This is a genomic window from Agromyces chromiiresistens (genome assembly GCF_029167465.1).
GTDB classification, from domain to species: domain Bacteria; phylum Actinomycetota; class Actinomycetes; order Actinomycetales; family Microbacteriaceae; genus Agromyces; species Agromyces chromiiresistens.
This window is the reverse complement of record NZ_JARFNL010000004.1, coordinates 1,265,228-1,286,644: the sequence shown is the minus strand read 5'-3', so window position 1 is coordinate 1,286,644 and position 21,417 is coordinate 1,265,228. Positions and strand designations below refer to the sequence as shown.

General features: G+C 70.0%; 10 protein-coding genes. 5 read left to right on the top strand and 5 right to left on the bottom strand.

Translation table 11 applies throughout. The features are described 5' to 3' along the window. Window positions 1-92 precede the first annotated feature (92 nt). The 3 genes from PX701_RS13220 to PX701_RS13210 form a co-directional block, all read right to left on the bottom strand. Window positions 93-7,301, bottom strand: a complete 7,209-nt coding sequence (locus PX701_RS13220; RefSeq protein ID WP_275506550.1) for an MSCRAMM family protein — start codon at window positions 7,299-7,301, stop codon at window positions 93-95. Between the two features lie 381 nt (window positions 7,302-7,682). Further along, window positions 7,683-10,175 (bottom strand): DUF7927 domain-containing protein, encoded by a 2,493-nt coding sequence (locus PX701_RS13215; RefSeq protein WP_275506549.1) that lies wholly within the window; start codon window positions 10,173-10,175, stop codon window positions 7,683-7,685. Between the two features lie 219 nt (window positions 10,176-10,394). Then, window positions 10,395-13,910 carry a DUF7927 domain-containing protein gene (locus PX701_RS13210; protein WP_275506548.1) on the bottom strand — a complete coding sequence of 1,172 codons (3,516 nt, stop codon included), beginning with the start codon at window positions 13,908-13,910 and terminating at the stop codon, window positions 10,395-10,397. Window positions 13,911-14,252: 342 nt separating this feature from the next. Between PX701_RS13210 and PX701_RS13205 the strand changes: the two genes are divergently transcribed. The 5 genes from PX701_RS13205 to PX701_RS13185 are packed head-to-tail and all read left to right on the top strand — an operon-like array spanning window position 14,253 to window position 18,807. Further along, complete coding sequence (locus PX701_RS13205) at window positions 14,253-15,560, top strand: YihY/virulence factor BrkB family protein (protein ID WP_275506547.1); 1,308 nt, start codon at window positions 14,253-14,255, stop codon at window positions 15,558-15,560. Window positions 15,561-15,570: 10 nt separating this feature from the next. Further along, window positions 15,571-16,410, top strand: coding sequence for an exodeoxyribonuclease III (locus PX701_RS13200; protein ID WP_275506546.1), 840 nt, complete (start codon window positions 15,571-15,573; stop codon window positions 16,408-16,410). 24 nt (window positions 16,411-16,434) lie between these two features. After that, window positions 16,435-17,445 (top strand): tryptophan--tRNA ligase, encoded by a 1,011-nt coding sequence (gene trpS / locus PX701_RS13195; RefSeq protein WP_231431647.1) that lies wholly within the window; start codon window positions 16,435-16,437, stop codon window positions 17,443-17,445. A gap of 1 nt (window position 17,446) precedes the next feature. Further along, a complete protein-coding gene (locus PX701_RS13190) occupies window positions 17,447-18,022 on the top strand; it encodes a GNAT family N-acetyltransferase (protein ID WP_231431648.1) in 576 nt (191 codons plus the stop codon). Beyond that, window positions 18,019-18,807: an HAD family hydrolase gene (locus tag PX701_RS13185; RefSeq protein ID WP_231431649.1), complete on the top strand. Its 789-nt coding sequence runs from the start codon at window positions 18,019-18,021 to the stop codon at window positions 18,805-18,807. Before PX701_RS13190 ends, PX701_RS13185 begins: the two co-directional genes overlap by 4 nt. 121 nt (window positions 18,808-18,928) lie before the next feature. On the opposite strand, the gene glpK is transcribed toward PX701_RS13185, so the two are convergent. Further along, window positions 18,929-20,443: a glycerol kinase GlpK gene (glpK, locus tag PX701_RS13180; protein ID WP_231431650.1), complete on the bottom strand. Its 1,515-nt coding sequence runs from the start codon at window positions 20,441-20,443 to the stop codon at window positions 18,929-18,931. 61 nt (window positions 20,444-20,504) lie between these two features. Then, window positions 20,505-21,254 carry an MIP/aquaporin family protein gene (locus PX701_RS13175; protein ID WP_231431651.1) on the bottom strand — a complete coding sequence of 250 codons (750 nt, stop codon included), beginning with the start codon at window positions 21,252-21,254 and terminating at the stop codon, window positions 20,505-20,507. Window positions 21,255-21,417: the final 163 nt, after the last annotated feature.

Sequence of the window (21,417 nt, the reverse complement as noted above, 5' to 3'; positions counted from 1 at the left end):
CCGAAAGCGGGGTACTCGAATTCTTCTGCTCGGGGGACAAGACAACCGGGGGCCGGGCCTACTGGCCCGACCCCCGGAAGGTGAGTGCGGAGCTATGCCTGCGGTGCCCCGTGCTGCTTGCGCCGACGGATCACCACGCCCGCGGCGACCAGCATGCCGCCCAGGATGACGAGCCCGGCAGCGCCCCAGATGAACGGCTGACCGGCGAAGCCGGTCTCGGCGATCGCGGGCTTGGGCTGCGGGATCGTCACCGTCACCGAGTCGTCGTCGCAGACCACGGCCGGGTCCTCGGACGTGTCGTCGGCGTTCTGCCAGCAGACCTCGCCGATGTTCTCGACCTCGGTCGACGTCGTGTCGGGATCGACGTGCACGTCGAGCACGATGTCCGGCGCCTCGGGGTAATCGGGCCCGAGCACCCCGAGCAGGTCGCAGTGCAGCAGGCCGCCGTAGCCGTCGCTGTCCTGACCCGTGACCTCGCAGTCCTCCCAGCGCGGGAAGGTCGGCGAGCCGGCGGTCGTGATGTCGTCGACCCGCAGCTCCGACGGGATCTCGTCGAAGATCTCCACCGGGTCGGCCGCGCCGGTGCCGGTCGCGCTGACGGAGAGCGTGTACTCGAAGTCGGTGCCCGGCTTCGCCTGTGTGACGCTCGCCTCCTTCACGATGCTCACCTCGGGCTCACGGTCGATCGCGCACGTCGGGAGGGCCTGCGGGTAGACCGCGAGGACCGACTGCGACGGGTTGATCGAGAACGTGATCGTCGCGGGGTTCTCCATGTCGCGCCACGGGTACGTCGGCACGGTCTCGTCGAGGATCAGGTCGCCGAACCTCGTGCCCGGGGTGGGCGGGTTCGTGAGGTCCTCCTCGGTGATCGGACGCCAGCCCGGGAACTCGTACGGGACGCCGTTCTCGTCGACCGCTGCCCCCGGCCAGAGCAGCTTGCCGTCGCGCTCGTCCCACGGGACGGTCTGCGTCTTCGTGAGCGTGCCGTCGGCACTCGTCCAGGTCACCGTGATGTCGCCCGGCTCGACGCCGTCGGACACCTCGATGTCGAAGTAGAGCCACGGCACATCGGCGACGCAGCGCACGTACGCGCCGGCGTCGATCGCCTTCTTCGGCACCTCGACCGAGTCGCAGTTGTTGCGCTCGATGAGGTCGGGCAAGACGCCCTCGCCGGCGGTGATCGCCACGCACGCCTCGTTCGGCACGTCGTCGAGGTCGACCGGCTCGACGGTCGGGGCGGGGTCGTCCGGCCCGACGGCGTCGGGCGTCTCGACGGGCGCCGCGGGCAGCGTCACCGGGATCGTGATCGTGATCACGTCGCCCGGCGCGAACGGCCCGTCACCGTGGGCGGCGAACTCGTTGTCGCCCGCCGTGCCGGTCTCCGCCCAGGTGCCCGGGCCCTCGAACGTCGGCGCACCGGCGACCACGAGCTCGGGGTCGATCACGTCGGTGACGTCGAGCCCCTCGACCGGAATGCTCGAGTGGTTCGTCACCGTCAGCACGAAGTCGAAGGTGTCGCCCTGCTCGATGTACCCGTCGGGATCGTCGCCGAGGTCGTACGCCTTCTCGATGCCGACGTCGACGAGCTCGGCCTTGTTGGTGATGTCGCAGCTCGTGAGCTTGCCCACCTCGACCGTGGCGATTGCGCCTTCGACGGGATCGCCGTCGCCGATCGTGCAGCTCCACAGCTTCGCGAAGAAGTACTTCAGCAGCGGGTGCGCGGATGCCTCGGCGGTCACCTGCTCGGTGAGCCCGTAGTCGCCCGTGGGAACCGTGAACACGGTGCCCGCCTGGCCGAGCACCTGCAGCGTGTGGGCGCTGCCTGCGGCCTTGAGCCACCAGTCCTTCGCAGCCAGGAGCAGCTGGCCGTCGCCGAGCCCGAGGTCGCTGAGGTCGATGCCCTCGAACGCGCTCAGGTCGACGTGCTTGGCCAGCGTGATCTGACCGACCGGGATGTTGGCGCAGTCATCGACGTCGGTGACGATCGTGCCGTTGTCGAGCGTCGCGGCGTTGAAGAAGCCCTTGCCGCTCGTCGACTCGACGCACGTCGCCTCATCGATGTCCGTGATCTCGTCGACGTCGGCCACCACGGTGATCTCGTAGGTGTGCACGGCCGACTTCTCGATCGGGGCGTCGTCGGCGAGCGCGGTCACGGTGTCGCCGTTCCAGTCGGCGACGTCGACGGAGCCCGTGTCGGGCGCGTCGGTCGTCGCCGTGGCCGAGACGATCTCGACACCGGCGGGGAAGCCGAGGTCGTCGTTCAGGTCGTAGTACTGGTCGCGGACGTCGCTGAGGTTCGTGACGACCACTTCGTACCGGACCGTCCAGTCGCCGGTGACGGCGTCGCGCGACGGGTTCGGGCTCTCCTCGGTGCTCTCGACGAGCGTCTTGGTGACGGTCGTGCGGCCGGGAACGTCGCAGTCGGTGGCCTCCTGCGGCTCGCCGTGGCCGACGGTGAGCCAGGCGGTGTTGCGGAATCCGCCGTTGTCGCCCTCCTGGCACTGGTCCTGACCGGTCTCGTAGACCTCGGCCGGCACCGTCGCATTGATCGTGATCACGTAGGTGTCGGTCTGCGATGCGGGCACCGAGGTGTCGTCGGCGAGCACGAAGCTCGGCGGGTCGCCGATCGGGTTCCACGTCGCGGCCGAGCTGTCGGCCGGGCCCGATGCCTCGGCGTCGTTGATCACGACGCCGGCGCCGAACTGCGGTTCGTCGGTCAGGTCGTAGACCAGCGGAGCCACCGGGCTCTGGTTCGTCACCGTCACCTCGTACTCGAGGTCCCACGTTCCGTCGGTCGCCTGGGCGATCGACGTGAGCTCCTTGGTGATGACGCCGGTCGGCGGGATCACCTTGTTCGTGAGCTCGCACTCGACCTCGAGGCCCGGCGTCGCCGTGAAGGCGAAGCCGGCGTCGTCGCCGTTCTCGTCGGTCAGCAGGTCGCCGCCGACCGAGCAGGTGATCTCGCCGCCCGTCCAGCCGTCGGGCACGGGCAGCTCGGTGATGACGTACTGCTCGCCGATCGCGAGGTTCGACCAGGTCGCGGTGTCGGTCGTGTCGCCCGTCCCGCTGACGGTCTGCGGGCTGTCGCCCACGACGCCGGCGGTCGGGCTGATCGCGAGCTGGAACGACCACTCGAACTCATCGGGCACGCCCGAGACGCTCTTCTCGACCGTCACCTTGCCGGGCACCGCGGCGTTCTCGATCGTGCAGCTGATCGAGAGGCCGGGCGTCACCAGGAACTGGAAGCCGTCGGCATTCGCGTCGGCATCCTCGAGCTGGCCGCTGTTGCAGACGAAGTCGCCCTCGTTCCAGCCGGACTCGTCGCCCTCGGTGAGGGTGTAGGTCTGGCCGACCTCGAGGTCGCTCCAGCTGACGCTCGGGTCTTCGTCGGTCACCGTCTGCGACGCCGGGTCACCGGGCGTCAGGAAGATCTCGAACTCGAAGTCGTACCCGTCGGGCACGCCGTCGACGGTCTTGCGTACCGTCAGGTCGCCGGTGTCTGGCGCGTTCGTGTAGGTGCAGTGCACGACGTCGCCGGCGGCGAGGTCGATGGTCGCGAGCGCGTCGTCGTACTCGACGGTCGACGTGTCGCCCTCGCCGATCGTGCACTGGAGACCGGTGAGGTGCCAGTTCGCCTCGGCGAGCTCCTCGACGGTGTACTCACCGGGCACGAGCAGCGCCGACTCCCAGGGGTCGTCGCCGTCGGTCAGTGCGAACGAGTCGTCGCCGAACTCGAAGTCGAACTCCTGCGTCGCGCCACCGGGGATCGAGTCGACACCCGGCACGACCTTGTCGACGATGATCTTGCCGAGCTGCGTGTTCGAGTAGGTGCAGACGACGGTCTCACCCGGGTCGAGGTCGATCGTGCCGACGAGGCCGTCGACGCTCGAACCCTGGTCGGGGTCGGCGCACTGCAGCGTGCCGACGTGCGCGTTCGTGAGGATCTCGGTCACGTGGTAGGTGCCGGGAAGCACGTCGTTGTACGTCGTCGAGCCGGTGCCCTGGTCGGTCGAGATCGAGAACGGACCCGACCCCGCCCAGTCACCGGTGAAGTTGAACGTCGCGTCGTCACCGTCGATGTTCTTGACGATCACGATGGTGGCCTTCGCCGTGTTCGTGATGGTGCATTCGAACGTGTCGCCCGGCTGCACCGTGAACCCGGTCTCGTCGATGTCGGTCCACGTGTCGGAGCCGACCGCCTTCACCTTGCAGATGAGGGCGCCCGCCGTCCAGCCGCCGCCGGGTGCCTTCTCGGCGATCGAGTACTTCGTGCCCGGCACGAGGTTCGTGAACGTGGTGGAGTCCGACCCGCCGGCGGCCACGCTCACCGACTGCTCGATCGGCGCTCCGTCGGGAGCGATCGGGTCGAGTACGAAGGTGAAGGTGCCGGCCGCACCGATCGCGGTCTTGGTGACCTTCGCCGTCGCGGGCACGGCCCGGTTCGTCGCCTCGCAGGTGAGGGTGAATCCCGGTGTCACCGTGAACTGGTCGCCGGCCGTGTTCGGGTCGGCATCCTCGATGCCGCAGTCGACCGGGCTCGACTCCCAACCGGGCTTCGCGGTCTCGGTGATCGTGTACGTCTCACCGATCGTGAGGTTCTTCCACGTGATGCTCTCGGTGGAGTTGCCCGTGCCCGAGACGGTCTGCGTCGCCGACGGCGTCACCCCGGCCGACGGGTCGATCGTGAAGTCGAACGACCATGCGAAGCCCGGGGCCACCCCCGACACCGTCTTCTCGAGCGTCACCTCGCCGGCCTTCGCCGTGTTCGTGATGTCGCACTCGACGACGAGGCCGGGCGTCACCGTGAACGTCACCGACGCGTTGGTCGCGTCGCCGTCCTGGTCGGTCACGTTGCAGGTGAAGCTCTTGAGCGTCCACCCGTCGGGCACCGTCTCGGTGATCGTGTAGGTCTTGCCCACGACCAGGTTGTCCCACTCGGCGGTCGGGTCGTCGCTGTCGACCGTCTGCGGGTTCTGCTCGCTCGCCGGGGCGTCGCTGAGGCTCAGCGAGAAGGGGCCCCACTCGACGCCGTCGGGCACGTTCTCGACGTGCTTCTCGACGACGAGCTTGCCCTTGGTCGCCTCGTTCGTGACGGTGCAGACGACGCTCTGGCCGATGCCGACCACCACGTCGCGCGTCGCCGAGGTCGTCTGCGACGGAACGCCGCCGTCGACCGCGCACGAGATGTTGTCGACCTTCCAGCCGTCGGGCAGGTTCACCTCTTCGAGCGTGTAGGTGTCGGGCTTGATGTTGTCGAACACCTTCTGCGCGTCGTCCTGCAGCGAGAAGTCCGGCTGACCCTCGACCGTGAAGTCGAACACCTGCGTCGCGCCGTCGGGAATGGTCTGCTTGATGACCGTCAGGTCGCCGCGCTGCGTGTTCGTGTAGGTGCAGGTGACGAGTTCGCCCGGGTCGAGGTCGATCGTGCCGACGCCGGTCGCGACGTCGCCGCTCGAGGTGTCGTCGGCGACGTCACCGGCGCAGGTGAGCGCGGTCACGTCGTACTCGGGGGCCGGGGTCAGTTCCTTGACGCTGTACTGACCGGGCGTGACGCTCGCGTACAGCGTCTCAGCGGTGCCGTTCTCACCCGGGGTCAGCGAGAACGACGAGCCGCCGGTCCAGTTGCCCTCGAAGTCGAACTCGCCGCTGTCGCCCTGGACCTTCTTGATGATCTTGATCTGACCGTCCTGGCGGTTCGTGAACGTGCAGTCGATGACCTGGCCGGCGACGGTCTGCACCGACGCGGACGCGGTCGGCACATCGGTCTGGTAGGCGCCGCCCTGCGGGGTGCACGCGATCGTCTGGAGCTTCCACTTCGGGTCGCCCGGCTCGGCGATCTCCTTGATGTCGACGACCGAGCCCGGCGTGTAGTAGAACACCTGCGAGCTCGAGTTGCCGGGAACCTGGACGTTGCCCTGCTGCCCGGTGATCGTGAAGTCGAACGTGGCCGCATCGCCCTGCGCGACCTTCGTGATCTTGACGCCCGACGTGACGTTCTCGACGGTGCAGGTCGTCGTGGCGCCGACGTACATCTTGAAGCTGCCGTCGGTCGTCGACTCGACCTGGTTCGTCGTCGGGTTGGTCACCGAGCACGAGGTCTGCTTGAACGCCCACGGGGCCGGCGGTGCCGCCTCGGTGAGCTTGTAGTCGTTGCCGGCGAAGACGTTGCCCCAGTTGTGGGTGTCGCCGATCTTGATCGCCGCGCCGAGGCCGTTGTTGCCGGCGACCGTGTCGGTCGGACCGGTCAGCGTGCCGTCGTGCACCAGGCCGCCGCCCGTGCGGTTGACGGTGTAGTTGAACGTCGCGTCGGGTCCCCCGGCGGTGCCGATCTTCTTCACGACGAGGTTGCCGCAGTTCGAGAGCGTGATGGGGTTCTGCGAGACGAGCATGTCCTGGAGGGTGGCCGTGTCGCTGTTGCCGGTGCGCGTGATGAAGCCCGCATCGAGGAACGAGCGGCACGAGCCGTCGGACGGCAGCAGGCCGGACGCGGTGAGGTCGACGGCCATCTCGCCGAACGTGGCGTCGGTGCCGCTCGTGTTCGTGTCGGTGTTCCCGCCGACGGCCGCCTGGTACACGATCGGGTTGCCGATCGGCTCCCAGCTGTTGCCGTCCCACGAGAGCACGCGAACCGACGTGGTCGGGTTGCCGGCCGGATCGTAGTTGAACTCGATGAGGTAGTCGTCGGAGCGGCCGGCCTGCGGACCCTGGAAGATCTCGTACGACGTCATGTCGCCGTTGCCCGAGAGGCGGGTCCAGTAGGCGTAGAAGATCGTGTGAGCGACGCCGTTGACGGTGACGACCTCGTACGCCGACCCACCCGTACAGGCATCGCCCTTGGCGTTCGCCGAGTTGCTGATGAGCGTCTTCCACGGATCGTCGTCGACCTTCGCACCGCCGGGGAACACGCTCAGCGTCTCCGACGCGCCGCACGTGCCCGGCGTGCCGTAGGTCGCCCCGCTGTCCGCCGTGCGCTGCGCCTGGAGGATGCCGGACGACTGATGTCCCGAAGCCGTGGTGTACGCGGGCTTCGGCGTCGACCCGACGACGCCGATCCAGTCGTTCGCCCCCGCGGTGTTGCCGTCGATCTCGAACGACGTCTGGATGCCGTTCGACAACGTGGCGGCAGCCGCCGACTGCGCCGGCGCGACCGCCACGAACACGGCACCGCCGGTCGCGACGAGGCCGGCGATCGCGAGCGCACTGATCAGCCGCTGCCTCGCCCTCCTCATCTGGAGGCGCAGGGCCCGAGGGCCGGTCGCCGGGTCGGTGGAACGGGTGCGCAGAGATCGCTTGACGTTCATCATCAGCCTTCGGGTTTCGGAAGTGGGCACTTCCGGCTGTATTCCGGCCCGGGCGACCGAGCCTTTCCGGAGTTCGCGGGTACGAACCCCGAAGTCCGCTGAATGCGGACCAGCGAGCCCGTGGGTGCGGACTCGCGCTCATCCTCGCAGCGCGGACCAGCGGCGTGAAGGGCCGCGCTGGCACCAAAACGGGGGGATCCTCACCTTTGGGGTACAGATTTCGGCCGGAATTCCTCGAAACGGGGTACATATTCGATGCATCCGGATGATTCGCCCGCGACAGGTCGCACCCGGAACGGCCTGTCCCCCGAATCCGGTCGTTGCACGAACGACGGATGCCTCGCCGGGATCGCTCCCGACGAGGCATCCGCACCCAGTGGTTCAGCTCTCGCGACGACGGCGCAGGCCGCGCGCGATCGCCGCGGCCCCGATCGCCGTCAGCAGCACCGCGAACGGCAGCATCAGGCCGGTCTCGACGCCGGTCTCGGCGAGCCCCTGCGGGGTCGACGACGGGGTCGACGGGGGCGTCGGCGGCGTCGGCTGGTCGGGCGCCGCGTTGCAGTTCGGCGTCGGCGGCGGGTAGACCACGTCGGCGTCGTTCGACGGGTTGATGCGGATCTCGGCGACCGCCAGCGACCGCAGGTCGTAGAACGGTGCGCTCGGATCGAGCACCCAGGTGCCGTCGGCGAGCTGCGTCCAGCCCGGCCAGGCGATCGGGTCGCCGTTCTCGTCGATCGCCGCGCCCGGCCAGAGCTGCTGTCCGGAGATCGTCTCGCCGCTCACCCACCCGTCGGGATAGGCGATCGGATCGACCTGCGAGGCGCCGTCGGCGAGGAGTGCCGCGACGTCGTCGGCGGGGATCGACGGATCACGGCTCGCGAACGCCTCCGGGGTCCACCAGATCAGCGAGATCGGGTTCGCGCTCGGGTCGTCGATGTTGAACGGCGTGATCTCGTACGTGAACCACGGGGTGTCGTTCACGCACTGGGCGAGCCCGACGAGGCCGATCGACTTCACGGGCGTCTCGGCGTCGTCGCAGTTGTTGTCGGGGTTCGAGTCGAATCCGGGTTCGGATGCCTCGGCCTCGGCTGCGGCGATCTCGGGCACCTCGGGGTCGGGGTACTGCTCGCTCGCGACGCACGCGCCGTTCACGAGATCGGGGATCGGCTGGTCGGACGCGGGCTGAGAGAGCTCGCCGACGGTGACCTCGAACGTGATCGTGATGACGTCGCCCGGGTTGATCCAGCCGTTGTGCTGGACGGTGAGCACGCCGTCCGCCACCTCGACCGGGTCCCACTCGCCCGGGTTGGGCGCGATGACGGCCGAACCGTCGACGTACGTGACGCCGTCGGGCAGCGTGTCGGTGACGAGGCTGCGGTACGCCGGGTAATCCCCCTCGTTGGTGATCGTCAGCGTGTAGGTGATGACGTCGTCCTCGCCCGAGTCGACGGGTTCGTCGTTCTCGGTCGCCTCGTCCTTGACGAGGACGAGGTCGATGTCGATCACCGGGTGGTCGACGACGCACGGGTCGTCGTCGACGACGATCGAGTCGTCGGTCGGGCACTCGCCGCCGGGCCCGGGCCTGACGACGTTGTGCAGCAGCGTGCCTGCGGAATCAGCGCCGACGATCACCGTGTACGACACGGTCGCGGTCGCCCCCGGTTCGAGGTCGGGGATGTTCCAGGTCAGCACATCGCCGACCGGTCCGGTGAGCCCAGCGGGCAGGACGCCGAGCGCGCCGTTGTCGAGCACGTCCGAGACGTCGTCGAACGCCTGCGCCCCGGTCACGACGGCATCCGAGTCGTTGTAGGCCTGGAGGGTGTAGGTGATGACGTCACCGGGCTCGACCGTCGCCCCGTCGACGGGCTCGGACCACTTCTGGAGGAGCCAGTGCGGCACGGGCGCCGTCGGGCAGGGGTTCACGGTGACCGTCTTCTGCAGGTCGTTCTCGGGGTCGTCGCCTTCGCGATGCAGCACCACGTCGTACGTTCCCGGTGGGAGCTGGAAGTCGTGGTCGAGGGCGCCGTCGGGGTCGGTGAAGTCGAACGTCGCGACGACGTCGTCGGTGCCGGACACGAACACCGTGATCGTGTAGTCGAAGTTCAGCAGCAGGCCGAGCAGCGCGACCTTCAGCGCCGGCGGCGTGCCGCCGACCTCGGTGCACACCTCGGCGAAGAGCTGGATCGTCGGCGGGGCCGGGTTGCAGTCCTCCTCGGTCAGCTCGGTCTTCGTGGTGTTGAGGCCGGGGAAGTGCTGCAGCACGTCGTCATCGTCGTAGTAGTCGAACACCGGGATGATGTCCTGCAGCTCCTGATGGGTCGAGTGCGCGTGACCTCCCGAGTACGGATCGCTCGGGTCGCCGTTCGGATCGATGATCGACCGGACGCTCGGGCTGATGAACACGTAGGGGTTCGACTCGCTCGCGGTCGCATGGCAGATCGCGACGTGGTCGTTCCACTCGGGGATCGTCGTGACCGGCGGTCCGCCGTTCTCGTCGTCGGCGGCCGGCGCGAGCGAGCGCGCCGCGGGCGCGTCGCCAGAGGGAGCCGTGGCCGCGGGTGCCTCCTCGGCCGGGGCGTCGACGACCGGCGCCGCCGCCTCGGGTTCGGCGACCGGCGCGGGTTCCGGTGCGGGTTCGGGCGCCGGCTCGGCGACCGGCTCCTCGGCCGGGGCAGGCGCTTCCACCTCGGGCGCCGGGGCGGGCGCCTCCGCCTCTGGGGCCGGTGCGGGTTCGGCGGCGGGCTCGGCGGCGGGCGCCTCGGTCGCGGTCGCGACGGTCTGCTCTGCTGGGGGCGCCTCGTCGGCGGCGGCCACCATGGGGGCGCCGAAGATCACGAGTGCGCCCACGGTGACGGCGGCGAGCGCGGCGCGCACGCCCCCGCCTCCGGGTCGGGCTGCTCGGTGGGCAGGCGGATGACGGTACATGACAGCTCCTGACATCGGGTACGGAGCCGGCTCGGGTTACGGGTCAGCACTGCCAGTGTGCGCCGCCCGTCGCATCACCGACAAGGATTCCTCAGCTTTTGTGCCCTGAAGAGGGGGATGCCTCGGCGCGCGTCGCACCGAGGCATCCCCTGCCCGATCAGGCGGCGCTCACGCGCCGTCCGCCCGGCGCGATCGCACCCGCGCGGCAGCGGCGCCGAGCGCGCCGAGCATGAGCAGGGCGAGGGCGCCCGACACCAGGCCCGCGGGGTCGATACCGGTCGCGGCCATCGACGACGGGGTCGACGGCTGCTCGGGGCTCACGGGCGGCGCCTCGTTCTCGGGCGGGGCCGCGGTGCAGTTCGGCGTGGCCGGCGGGTACACCGTGATCACGTCGGTCGACGGGTTGATGCGGATCTCGACGACGGCCTCGTCTCGGAGGTCGTAGAACGGCGCCTCCGGGTCGAGCACCCACGAGCCGTCGGCCAGCTCGGTCCAGCCCGGCCAGGCGATCGGGTCGCCGTTCTCGTCGATCGCCGCACCCGGCCAGAGCTGCCGGCCTTCGATGGCGTCGCCCGGCGCCCAGTCGTCGGGCACCTCGAGGTCGTCGACCTGCGACGCCCCGTCGGCGAGGATCGCCGCCTCGTCGCCCGCGTCGATGGACGGGTCGTGCGCCGCGAAGGCGTCGGCCGTCCACCAGATGAGGACGACCTCGGGCGCGTCGACGTTCACCGGCGTGACCGAGTACTCGAACCAGGGCGTGTCGTTCACGCACTGCGCTGCGCCGTCGAGCGCGATCGACTTGACCGGTGTCGAGGCGTCGTCGCAGTCGTTCTCGGGGTTCGCATCGCGGCTCGGCCCATCGACCCCGGGGCCGACGACGTCGAGCGCGGCGACGAGTGCCGGCGGCTCGGGTGCCGGCACCGGACCGCTGAACACGCAGACCGTGTTCACGAGATCGGGGATCGGCACGGTCGGGTCGGGCTGCTCGAGCTCGCCGACCTCGACGTCGAACGTGATCGTCGCCGTGGCGCCGGGCGCGAAGGGGCCGGCGTACCGGAAGGTCAGCTCGCCGTCGATCGAGTCGTCGATCGTCCAGTCGGCCTCCTCCCCCGGCGGCGCCGTCGCCACGACCTCGGACCCGGCCGAGAACACCACGCCCTCGGGCAGCGCGTCGGTCACCTCGACGCCGTACGCGGGATCGTCGCCGAGGTTCTCGACGACCACCTCGTACGAGACGACGTCGGGCGGCGTCGAGCCCGAGTCGACCGCGTCGCCGTCGGCCGTCGTCGCGGTCTTCGCGACCGCGAGGTCGACGTTCGGCGTGCGGTGCTCGGTCGTGCAGTCGGTCACCTCCGGCACGGCGGCGACGGATGCCTCGGGCGAGCGCGACGACGAGCCGTCCAGCCGCTCGACGAGGACCGGCGGTGCTCCGCCCTCGCCCTCCGTCGGGCAGATGCCCGGCGCCTCGGGGGTCACGACGTTGACGAGGTCGGCGTTCCAGGCATCCTCGTCGACGGTGACCTCGAACGACACCATGGCCTCGCCGGAGCCGACCGCCAGCGTCGGCACCGCCCACTCGAGGCTCGTGCCGTCGAGCGTCAGCGACGGGTCGAGCGGCTCGGTGAGCGCCGCGTCGTCGAGCACGTCGGCGAGGTCGTCGACCGCGGTCGCGCCCTCCACCTCGGCCTGCGAGAAGTTCCACGCGTGCAGCGTGTACTCGATCGTCTCGCCGGGTTCGACGAGCCCGTCGGCGGGATCGCTCGTCTTCCACAGCACGAATCCGGGCGTCGGATGCTCGGTCACGCACTCGTCGGCCACGGGATCTGGCTCGTCGGGACCGACGATGACCGGCCCCCCGCCCGGGCAGTTCGTGAGGACGTGGTTGCGCAGCACCGCTCCCGGCGCCGTGTCGTCGGACACGACGACGCGATACGCGACCTGCAGCGTCTCACCGGGCTCGAGCGAGGCGAGCTTCAGGAAGAGGCGCCCCGGGTGCAGCAGGTTCCAGCTCGACTCGACGACGGGCGGTGCACCGACGAACCCGTCGAAGTCGACGTACGGCGCCAGCTGCGACACGTCGTCGAAGATCTCGAGGTCGGTCGCGGCGGGACCGGAGACGTGCTCGATCGCGAGCGTGTACTCGATCTCGTCGCCCGGCTCCACGGCCGTTCCGCTCGGCGGGTCGGCGCTCTTCGTGACGCGCCAGACCGGCGCCTCGAGCTCGTTCACCACGTTGCAGTGCACGATCGCCTCGATGCCGACCTCGACCCGCCAGCCGAGGTCGCCGACGAGGGTGACCGGCAGCGGCCCGTCGGCGTCCTGGCACACCACGCTCGTGCGGTGGTGGAAGGGCCGGTCCTCCTCGGAGAACTCGACCGTGCGCGCGTCGCTCGTGAAGCCGGTGACCTCGAACGCGGCGGTCGCCCCGCTGCCGTCGGTCGTCTGCGACGACGGCGCCACCGCGGCGTCGCCGGTCGAGAACTCCCAGCCGGCGGTCGGTTGACCGGCGATCTCCTTGTGCACGAAGACCGAACCGCCGCAGAGTTCGAACGCGATCTGCTTGAGCTGCGCGCCGAGCGTGCCGTAGTCGGCGGTCACGACGTGGTCGGCGCTCGCGAGGTCGCCGGCGTAGCCGTCGTCGCCCGTGATCGCACGGATCGGGTCGAGGTCGAGGTCGCTGCCCACGGCGATGCCGAAGAGGTGCGACGGTGCGGCCTTGATCGAGTTCGCCTCGGCGATCGCGGGGTCGAGCGCCGCGGCCGAGCCGTCGGGGAACTCGCCGCCGATCGACGGGTCCACCGTGTTCGGGTTGCCGTCGGTGATCATCACGGTCAGCTCGACGGCATCGTCGAAGCCGCCGAACGTGCCGTGGGCGACCTCGAGGCCGCGCTTCCAGTTCGTCCAGCCGTCGCTCGTGAGGCCTGCGTACGACCCCTGGACGGCCGCGAGGTTCGCGCTCGTCAGGTCGGTCGCGCCGAGGAGCACCGTGGCGTCCTGGTCGAACGCGGTGACCGACACCTGCGAGCCGGTGTCGACGAGCGCCGTCGTGAACGCGTCGGCGGCCGACGTGAGGTTCGCGATGCCGTCGCCGCCGATCGATCCCGACTTGTCGAGCACGAGCGCGATGTCGATGCCGCAGCTCGGCTGGAGGTCGGGGTTCGTCGCCGTGGCGGCCAGAGCCGCTGCGGCGGCGCGGAGACCGGGCTGCTTCGCGAGGCAGTCGTCGCGCGCGCTGCGGTCGTCGTTCGCGATCGGGATCGACGCGCAGTCGGCCGGCGTGGCCGCCTTCGCCCGCGGCGTGGTCGTCGCCTCGGCCGGGGACGGCGTCTCGACGGCGGGCGGCGCGGTACCGGGCGGCGATTCCGCACCGGGGGCCGGAGCGGGTTCAGGCGCCGGTTCCGGCTCTTCCGCGGGCGACGGCCCGGGCGCCGTCTCGGGTTCCGGTGCCGGCTCGGGTCCTCCGGCCGGCGCGGATCCCGGGTCCGCGGGCGCGGCCGGCGACGGCTCCGCCGACGGGTCGGGGGCCGGGTCGCTCGTGTCGGTCCCCGCCTGGTCTGCGGCGGAATCGCCGGCAGCGGCGACGGCCGCCTCGATGCCCGCGTCGTTCGCCGCGGCAGTGGGAGCGACGGGCTCGTCGGCTGAGGCGATCACCGGGACTCCGGCGAACACGAGCGCACCGGTCACGACGACGGCGACGAGGCCGCCGAGGTTCCGCTTCGCTGTCCCCCGAACACCCCTACGGTGCTCGGGTCGGGTTCTCCTGCGTTGTTGCATGACTTCGCTCATCTCGTGCTGGTTCGACCGGCTCGGCCTTCGGGTCGGCCCGGCCGATGTTCCTCGGCCTGTCCCCCGTTTTCAAGGGATCCTCACGTCTGACCCCCCGAAGTCGGGGTACAGAATGTGGCGATTTCGGGGTACACGCGGAGGCCGCCTCAGTGCAGTCCCTGAGCGGCCTCGGCCGAGGCGTCCACCGTGTCGGACGAGCCGTGCGAGGCCGCGGGCGTGCGGCTCGCTATCGTTGGGACCGTGAGTGAGCGAACCCCCCGACGTCGCGGCAGGACGACGCCGAAGGGCGGGGCCGCCGCCGGTCCGAGCGACGAGCAGGCGGACGCCGCCGAGCCGGGAGCGACCTCCGATGCGGGGCCCAGCGCGAAGGAGCGGTTCGACGCGATCAGCCAGCCGATCCTCGACCGCTTCGAAGAGCCGATCAGCACGGTGTCGACGCTCACCCGGAAGACGATGGCGCTCTTCCCGGTACGCGTGTGGCGGCACTTCCTCGCCCGCAACGGGTTCCTGCTCTCCGCCGGCCTCAGCTACCAGGCGCTGTTCGCGGTGTTCGCCGCGGTCTACGTGCTCTTCGCCGTCGCGGGGCTCTGGCTCACGAGCAACCCCGACACGCTCGCCGCGCTCGTCAAGCTCGTCAACACCTATGCACCGGGCCTGATCGGCGACGCCGACACGACCGGCGTGATCTCCAGCGACGACCTCAACGCGATCGTCGAGCAGTCGAGCGGTGTGCTCGGGTGGACGGGTGCGATCGCCGTCATCGGCCTCATCTGGACCGCCATCGGGTGGATCACGTACGCGCGCACTGCGGTGCGCAGCATCTTCGGCCTGCCGAAGGACACCAGGGCCTACGTGCTGCTGAAGGCGCGCGACCTGCTCGCCGGCCTCGCGTTCGGGGCGATCCTGATCTTCGCATCGGTGCTCTCGGTCGCGACGACGTCGTTCATCAGCTCCGTCTTCGACGCGCTGAACCTGCCCTACGCCGACGGTTGGGAGGCGTTCAGCGTGCAGCTCGGCACGCTCCTCGTCGTGTTCGCCATCGACACCTTCGCCCTCGCCGTCATGTTCCGATTCCTGTCGGGCGCCGCGATGCCGTGGAAGCGCATGTGGGTCGGTTCGCTGCTCGGCTCGGCCGCCCTGTCGGCGATGCAGATGCTGAGCGGTCTCCTCGTGTCTGGTGTCACGAGCAATCCCCTCCTCGCGACCTTCGCCGTCTTCGTCGGCCTCCTGCTCTGGTTCCACCTCACGAGCATCGTGATCCTCGTCGCCGCGAGCTGGATCGCGGTCGAGGCGTCCGACGCGAACGAGAGCCTGCGGGTGGTGTCGGCCGAGCAGCTCGCAGCCGAGGCGCGCCAGCGCGAGCGCGAAGCGCTGCTCACGGCGGCGCGCGTCCGCGTGCGCGAGGCCCGCAACGAGACGGCCTCGGCGAACTGGTTCGAGCAGTTCGGCGCCAAGCGCCGGCTCGCGCGTGCCGAGCAGGACCTCGCCGACCTCGAGGCGATGGACGACGGCGCACCGACGACGAAGCACGTCGGAGGGCTCCCGTAGGATCGAGGACATGCCCTCTGCGAAGCCCCTCCGTCTCGCCAGCGTCAACGTGAACGGAGTGCGTGCCGCATTCCGCAAGGGCATGGGCGACTGGCTCGCCGGTCGCGACGTCGACATCCTCGCGCTCCAAGAGGTGCGCGCCTCGACCGAAGACCTGCAGGGCCTGCTCGGCGACGAATGGGACATCCTGCACGACCCCGCGACCGCGAAGGGCCGGGCCGGTGTGGCGATCGCGAGCCGTCGCCGGGCCCACATCCACCGCGTCGAGCTCGGTGCCGCCGACTTCGACAGCGCCGGCCGCTGGCTCGAGGCCGACTACGAGGTCGGCGACCGCGTGATCACGGTCGTGAGCGCCTACGTGCACTCGGGCGAAGACGGCACCCCGAAGCAGGTCGAGAAGTACAAGTTCCTCGATGCGATGGAGCAGCGCCTGCCCGAGCTCGCCGCCCACTCCGAGCTCGCCGTCGTCGTCGGCGACCTCAACGTCGGCCACCGCACGCTCGACATCAAGAACTGGAAGGGCAACGTGAAGAAGGCCGGCTTCCTGCCCACCGAGCGCGCCTACTTCGACCGGTTCATCGGCGCCGAGGGCGACGATGCGTACAACGCCGGCGCCGGGCTCGGCTGGGTCGACGTCGGCCGCCGCGACGCGGGCGAGGTGCCCGGTCCGTACACGTGGTGGTCGCAGCGCGGCAAGGCCTTCGACACCGACACCGGCTGGCGCATCGACTACCACCTCGCGACCCCGGCGCTCGCCGACACCGTCGCCGCGTACGTCGTCGACCGTGCGGCCGCCTACGACGAGCGATGGTCCGACCACGCTCCCGTCGTCGTCGACTACGCCATCTGACTTTTCTTCTCTGAGGACCGATACATGAACTCCGCCCGCCCCATCGTCTTCTCGGGCATGCAGCCCTCGAGCGATTCGCTCCACCTCGGCAACTACCTGGGTGCGCTCGTCAACTGGGTCGCGATGCAAGACGAGTACGACCCGATCTACTGCGTCGTCGACCTGCACGCGATCACCGTGCAGCAGGACCCGAAGGCGCTCCACGACAACGTGCGCCGCACCGCCGCCCAGTACCTCGCCGCCGGCGTCGACGTCGAGCGCTCGACGCTCTTCGTGCAGTCGCACGTGCCCGCGCACACCGAGCTGGCCTGGGTGCTCGGCACCATGACCGGCTTCGGCGAGGCGAGCCGCATGACGCAGTTCAAAGACAAGTCGAGCCGGTACGGCGCCGACGCCACGACGGTCGGGCTCTTCACCTACCCGGTGCTGATGGCCGCCGACATCCTGCTCTACGACACGCAGTTCGTGCCCGTCGGCGACGACCAGCGCCAGCACCTCGAGCTGACCCGCGACCTCGCCGGCCGCTTCAACTCGCGCTACGGCGAGACCTTCGTCGTGCCCGAGGCGTTCATCCCGAAGGAGTCGGCGCGCATCTACGACCTGCAGGACCCGACGGCGAAGATGTCGAAGTCCGCCGCTTCCGAGGCCGGGCTCGTGAAGCTCATGGACGACCCAGCGGTCACCGCGAAGAAGTTCAAGAGCGCGGTCACCGACGCCGAGCGCGAGATCCGCTACGACCCGCAGGCGAAGCCCGGTATCTCGAACCTGCTCGACATCTACGCCGCGATCTCGGGCGAGTCGATCGCCGCGATCGAGAACCGGTATGCCGGGCGCGGCTACGGCGACCTGAAGAAGGACCTCGCGGAGATCGTCGTCGACCGGCTCACGCCGATCCGCGCCCGCACGCTCGAGCTCCTCGAAGACCCGGCCGAGCTCGATCGCCTGCTGGCGATCGGCGCCGACCGGGCAGCCGAACGCGCTCAGAAGGTGCTGCGCGAGGTCTACGACCGCGTCGGCTTCGTGCGAAAGGGCTGACGTGCGCCCCGTCACGCTGCAGACTCCCCGGCTCGTGCTCGACCTGCCCGTGCCGGCCGACGCCGAGCGTGTCGCCCGCTACTGCCAAGACCCGATCTTCGAGCAGTTCCTCACGACGCCCTGGCCGTACACCGAGTCGCACGCCCGGGGATTCCTCGACGAGTATGTACCCGAGGCGTGGCAGGCCGGCACCGAGCTGACCTGGGCCATCCGCACCGAGTCGGGTGGCCCGCTGATGGGTGTGATCGGTCTCCGCACGAAGGCGCGCGAGGTCGGCTTCTGGCTCGGTGCCGACCACCGCGGTTCGGCGTACATGACCGAAGCCCTGATCGCCGTCTGCGACTGGGCGTTCGTCGGACTCGCCGGCACCGACCCCGTCACGTGGCGCGCGAACCGGGGCAACATCGCCTCGGCGATGGTCGCGAGGGCCGCCGGGTTCCGCAACACCACGACCGGGTCGACGACCGTGCCCGGCCGCGACGGCGTCGACCTGCCGGGCTGGTCTGGCGAGCGCGGTCCGACACCCGAGGCCGACGCGCCCTCGAGCTGGGCGCCGCTCCTCGGCGACGGGGCATGACCTCGATCGACGACCCGAGCACGGCTCCGCGAACCGGGGCCGCACCGCTCGTGCTGTTCGACCTCGACGACACGCTCATGGCGCATCGCGAGGCGGTCGCCATGGCGATCGTGTTGCACATGCGCGAGCGGGCATACACGGGCGACCACGTCTCGGCGCAACGTCTCTGGCACGAACTCGAAGAGCAGCACTATCACGAATACCTCGCCGGTCGGGCGACCTACGAGGGGCAACGCAGGGCACGGGCACGCGACTTCGCCCTCGCCCATGACGACGAGCTCGACGACCTGGCGGCGAGCGCCTGGTTCGAGCGGTACTTCGAGCGCTACCGCGAATCCTGGTCGCTGCACGACGACGCACTGCCGGCGCTCGACGCCGTCGCGACCGCCCTGCCCCGAGTCCGACTCGGTGTCATCACCAACGGCGAGCTCGACCTGCAGCTGACGAAGCTCGACCGGCTCGGGCTGCGCGAGCGCTTCGAGCTCGTGATCGCCTCCGGCGACGTCGGCGTCGCGAAGCCCGATCCCGCGATCTTCGAACTCGCGGTTGCCCGGTTCGGCGAGGCGGGCCCGGTCGGCCGCGCCGCGTACGTCGGCGACCGCCTCGTCACCGACGCGATCGGTGCCGCCCGTGCCGGGCTCGTCGGCGTCTGGCTCAATCGCACCGGCGCGCGGCCCGATGCCGCCGACGCTGAGGCCGCTGCCGATGCCGGCGTCATCGAGATCGCATCGCTCGACGAGCTCGCGCCCGTGCTCGGCGCGCGCCTCGACCCCGCCGTCGACTGATCCCCCGTTCCGGCGGGCGGCGCTCGCGACCCTCGCGCGCGCGCGTACGAGAGAGGGCCGAGCGCACCCCCATGCGCTCGGCCCGAGAACCCACCGTAACCTGCGGTGGGGGCATTCGACGTCAGATGACGTCGTCGTCGACCCAGTCGAGGGTCTTCGAGACGGCCTTCTTCCAGTTGCGGTCGAGGCGCTCGCGCTCGGCGTCGTCCATCGACGGCGTCCAGCGCTTGTCCTCCTGCCAGTTCTGCGCGAGCTCGTCGAGGCTCGACCAGAATCCGACGGCGAGACCGGCCGCGTAGGCCGCGCCGAGGGCCGTCGTCTCGGCGACGACCGGACGCACCACGGGCACGCCCAGGATGTCGGCCTGGAACTGCAGCAGCGTGTCGTTCGCCGTTGCGCCTCCGTCGACGCGGAGCTCGGTGAGGTCGACGCCGGCGTCGGCGTTGACCGCCTCGATGACGTCGCGGGTCTGGAACGCGATCGCCTCGAGGGCGGCCCGTGCGACGTGGCCCTTGTTGACGAACCTGGTGAGGCCGACGAGTGCACCGCGCGCGTCGGGTCGCCAGTACGGGGCGAACAGGCCCGAGAACGCGGGCACGAAGTAGGCGCCGCCGTTGTCCTCGACCGACTTCGCGAGTTCTTCGACCTCGGCGGCCGACGAGATGAGGCCGAGGTTGTCGCGCAGCCACTGGATCAGTGAACCGGTCACCGCGATCGAGCCTTCGAGGGCGTAGTGCACCGGCGCGTCGCCGAGCTTGTAGCCCACCGTCGTGAGCAGGCCGTTCTTCGAGTGGACGATCTCCTCGCCCGTGTTGAAGATCAGGAAGTTGCCCGTGCCGTACGTGTTCTTCGCCTCGCCGGTCGCGAACGCGGCCTGGCCGAAGGTGGCGGCCTGCTGGTCGCCGAGGATGCCCGCGATCGGGGTTTCGCGGAGCAGCGAGTGCTCGTTCGCGACGCCGTACACCTCGGACGAGCTCTTGATCTCGGGCAGCATCGAGCGCGGCACGCCGAAGGCGGCGAGGATCTCGTCGTCCCACTGCAGCGTCTCGAGGTCCATGAACATCGTGCGGCTCGCGTTCGTGACATCGGTCGCGTGCACGCCGCCGTCGACGCCGCCGGTGAGGTTCCACAGCACCCAGGTGTCGGTCGTACCGAACAGCAGGTCGCCCGCCTCGGCCTTCTCGCGAGCCCCTGGCACGTTGTCGAGGATCCAGACGACCTTCGTGCCCGAGAAGTAGGTCGCGAGCGGCAGGCCGACCTTCGCCTTGAACCGCTCGACGCCGCCGTCGGCGGCGAGCCGGTCCACGATGGGCTGCGTCCGGGTGTCCTGCCAGACGATCGCGTTGTAGACGGGCTCGCCGGTCGTCCGGTCCCAGACGACCGTGGTCTCGCGCTGGTTCGTGATGCCGACCGCGGCGATGTCATGCCGGGTCAGGTTGACCTTGCCGAGCGCCTGGCCGATCACCTCGCCGGTGTTGCGCCAGATCTCGGCCGGGTCGTGCTCGACCCAGCCCGCGCGGGGGAAGATCTGCTCGTGCTCGAGCTGCCCGGTCGAGACGATCGATCCGGCCTTGTCGAAGATGATCGCGCGCGACGAGGTGGTGCCCTGGTCGATCGCGAGGACGTAGTCAGCCATCTGAGAACTCCGTTGCTGTCAGTGAATGGTGGTGATGTTGGTGGGTGCGGAGGCCTCGGCGTCAGCCGAGGACGGGGAGCAGCACGAGCGCGGCCCACCCGGCGAGCATGCCGCCGATGATCGGGCCGACGACCGGCACCCACGAGTAGGACCAGTCCGATCCGCCCTTGCCCTTGATCGGGAGCAGGGCGTGCGCGATGCGCGGGCCGAGGTCGCGGGCCGGGTTGATCGCGTAGCCGGTCGGGCCGCCGAGCGAGGCGCCGATGCCGATGACGAGGAACGCCACGGGGATCGCCCCGAGCTCCGCCGGGGTTCCGCCGTTCGTGAAGCCGATGATGACGAACACCAGCACGAAGGTGCCGATGATCTCGGTCACGAGGTTCCAGCCGTACGAGCGGATCGCCGGGCCGGTCGAGAACACGCCGAGCTTGTTGCCGGCCTCGGGCTCGGCGTCGAAGTGCTGCTTGTACGCGAGCCAGCAGAACACCGCGCCGATGAACGCGCCGACCATCTGGGCGCCGATGTAGGTGAGCACCGAGACGACGTTGACCGGCACGCCCGAGCCGAACTCCTGGGCGCCGTTCGCCACGAGCCCGAGCGTGACGGCGGGGTTGAGCTGCGCGCCCGAGGCGTACGAGACGATGACGCCGGCGAAGACGGCGAGGCCCCAGCCGATGTTCACCATCAGGAAGCCGCCGTTGTGACCCTTGTTCTTCGCGAGCGCGACGTTGGCGACGACGCCGCAGCCGAGCAGCACGAGCAGTGCGGTGCCGACGACTTCCGAGAGGAAGACGAGACCGAGATTGTCCACGTTGACCTTCTTTCAAGAGGCGGGGCGGATGCCTCATCCGCCCGTTCCGAGCAACGGGCCGCATTCGGCCCCGATGAAACGTACCCGCCGGAATGGCCGGTACGAGGCGTTTCCGCGTGCACATCCGTGCAGATTCCGGCACCCGTCGGTCGAGGAGCGTTCG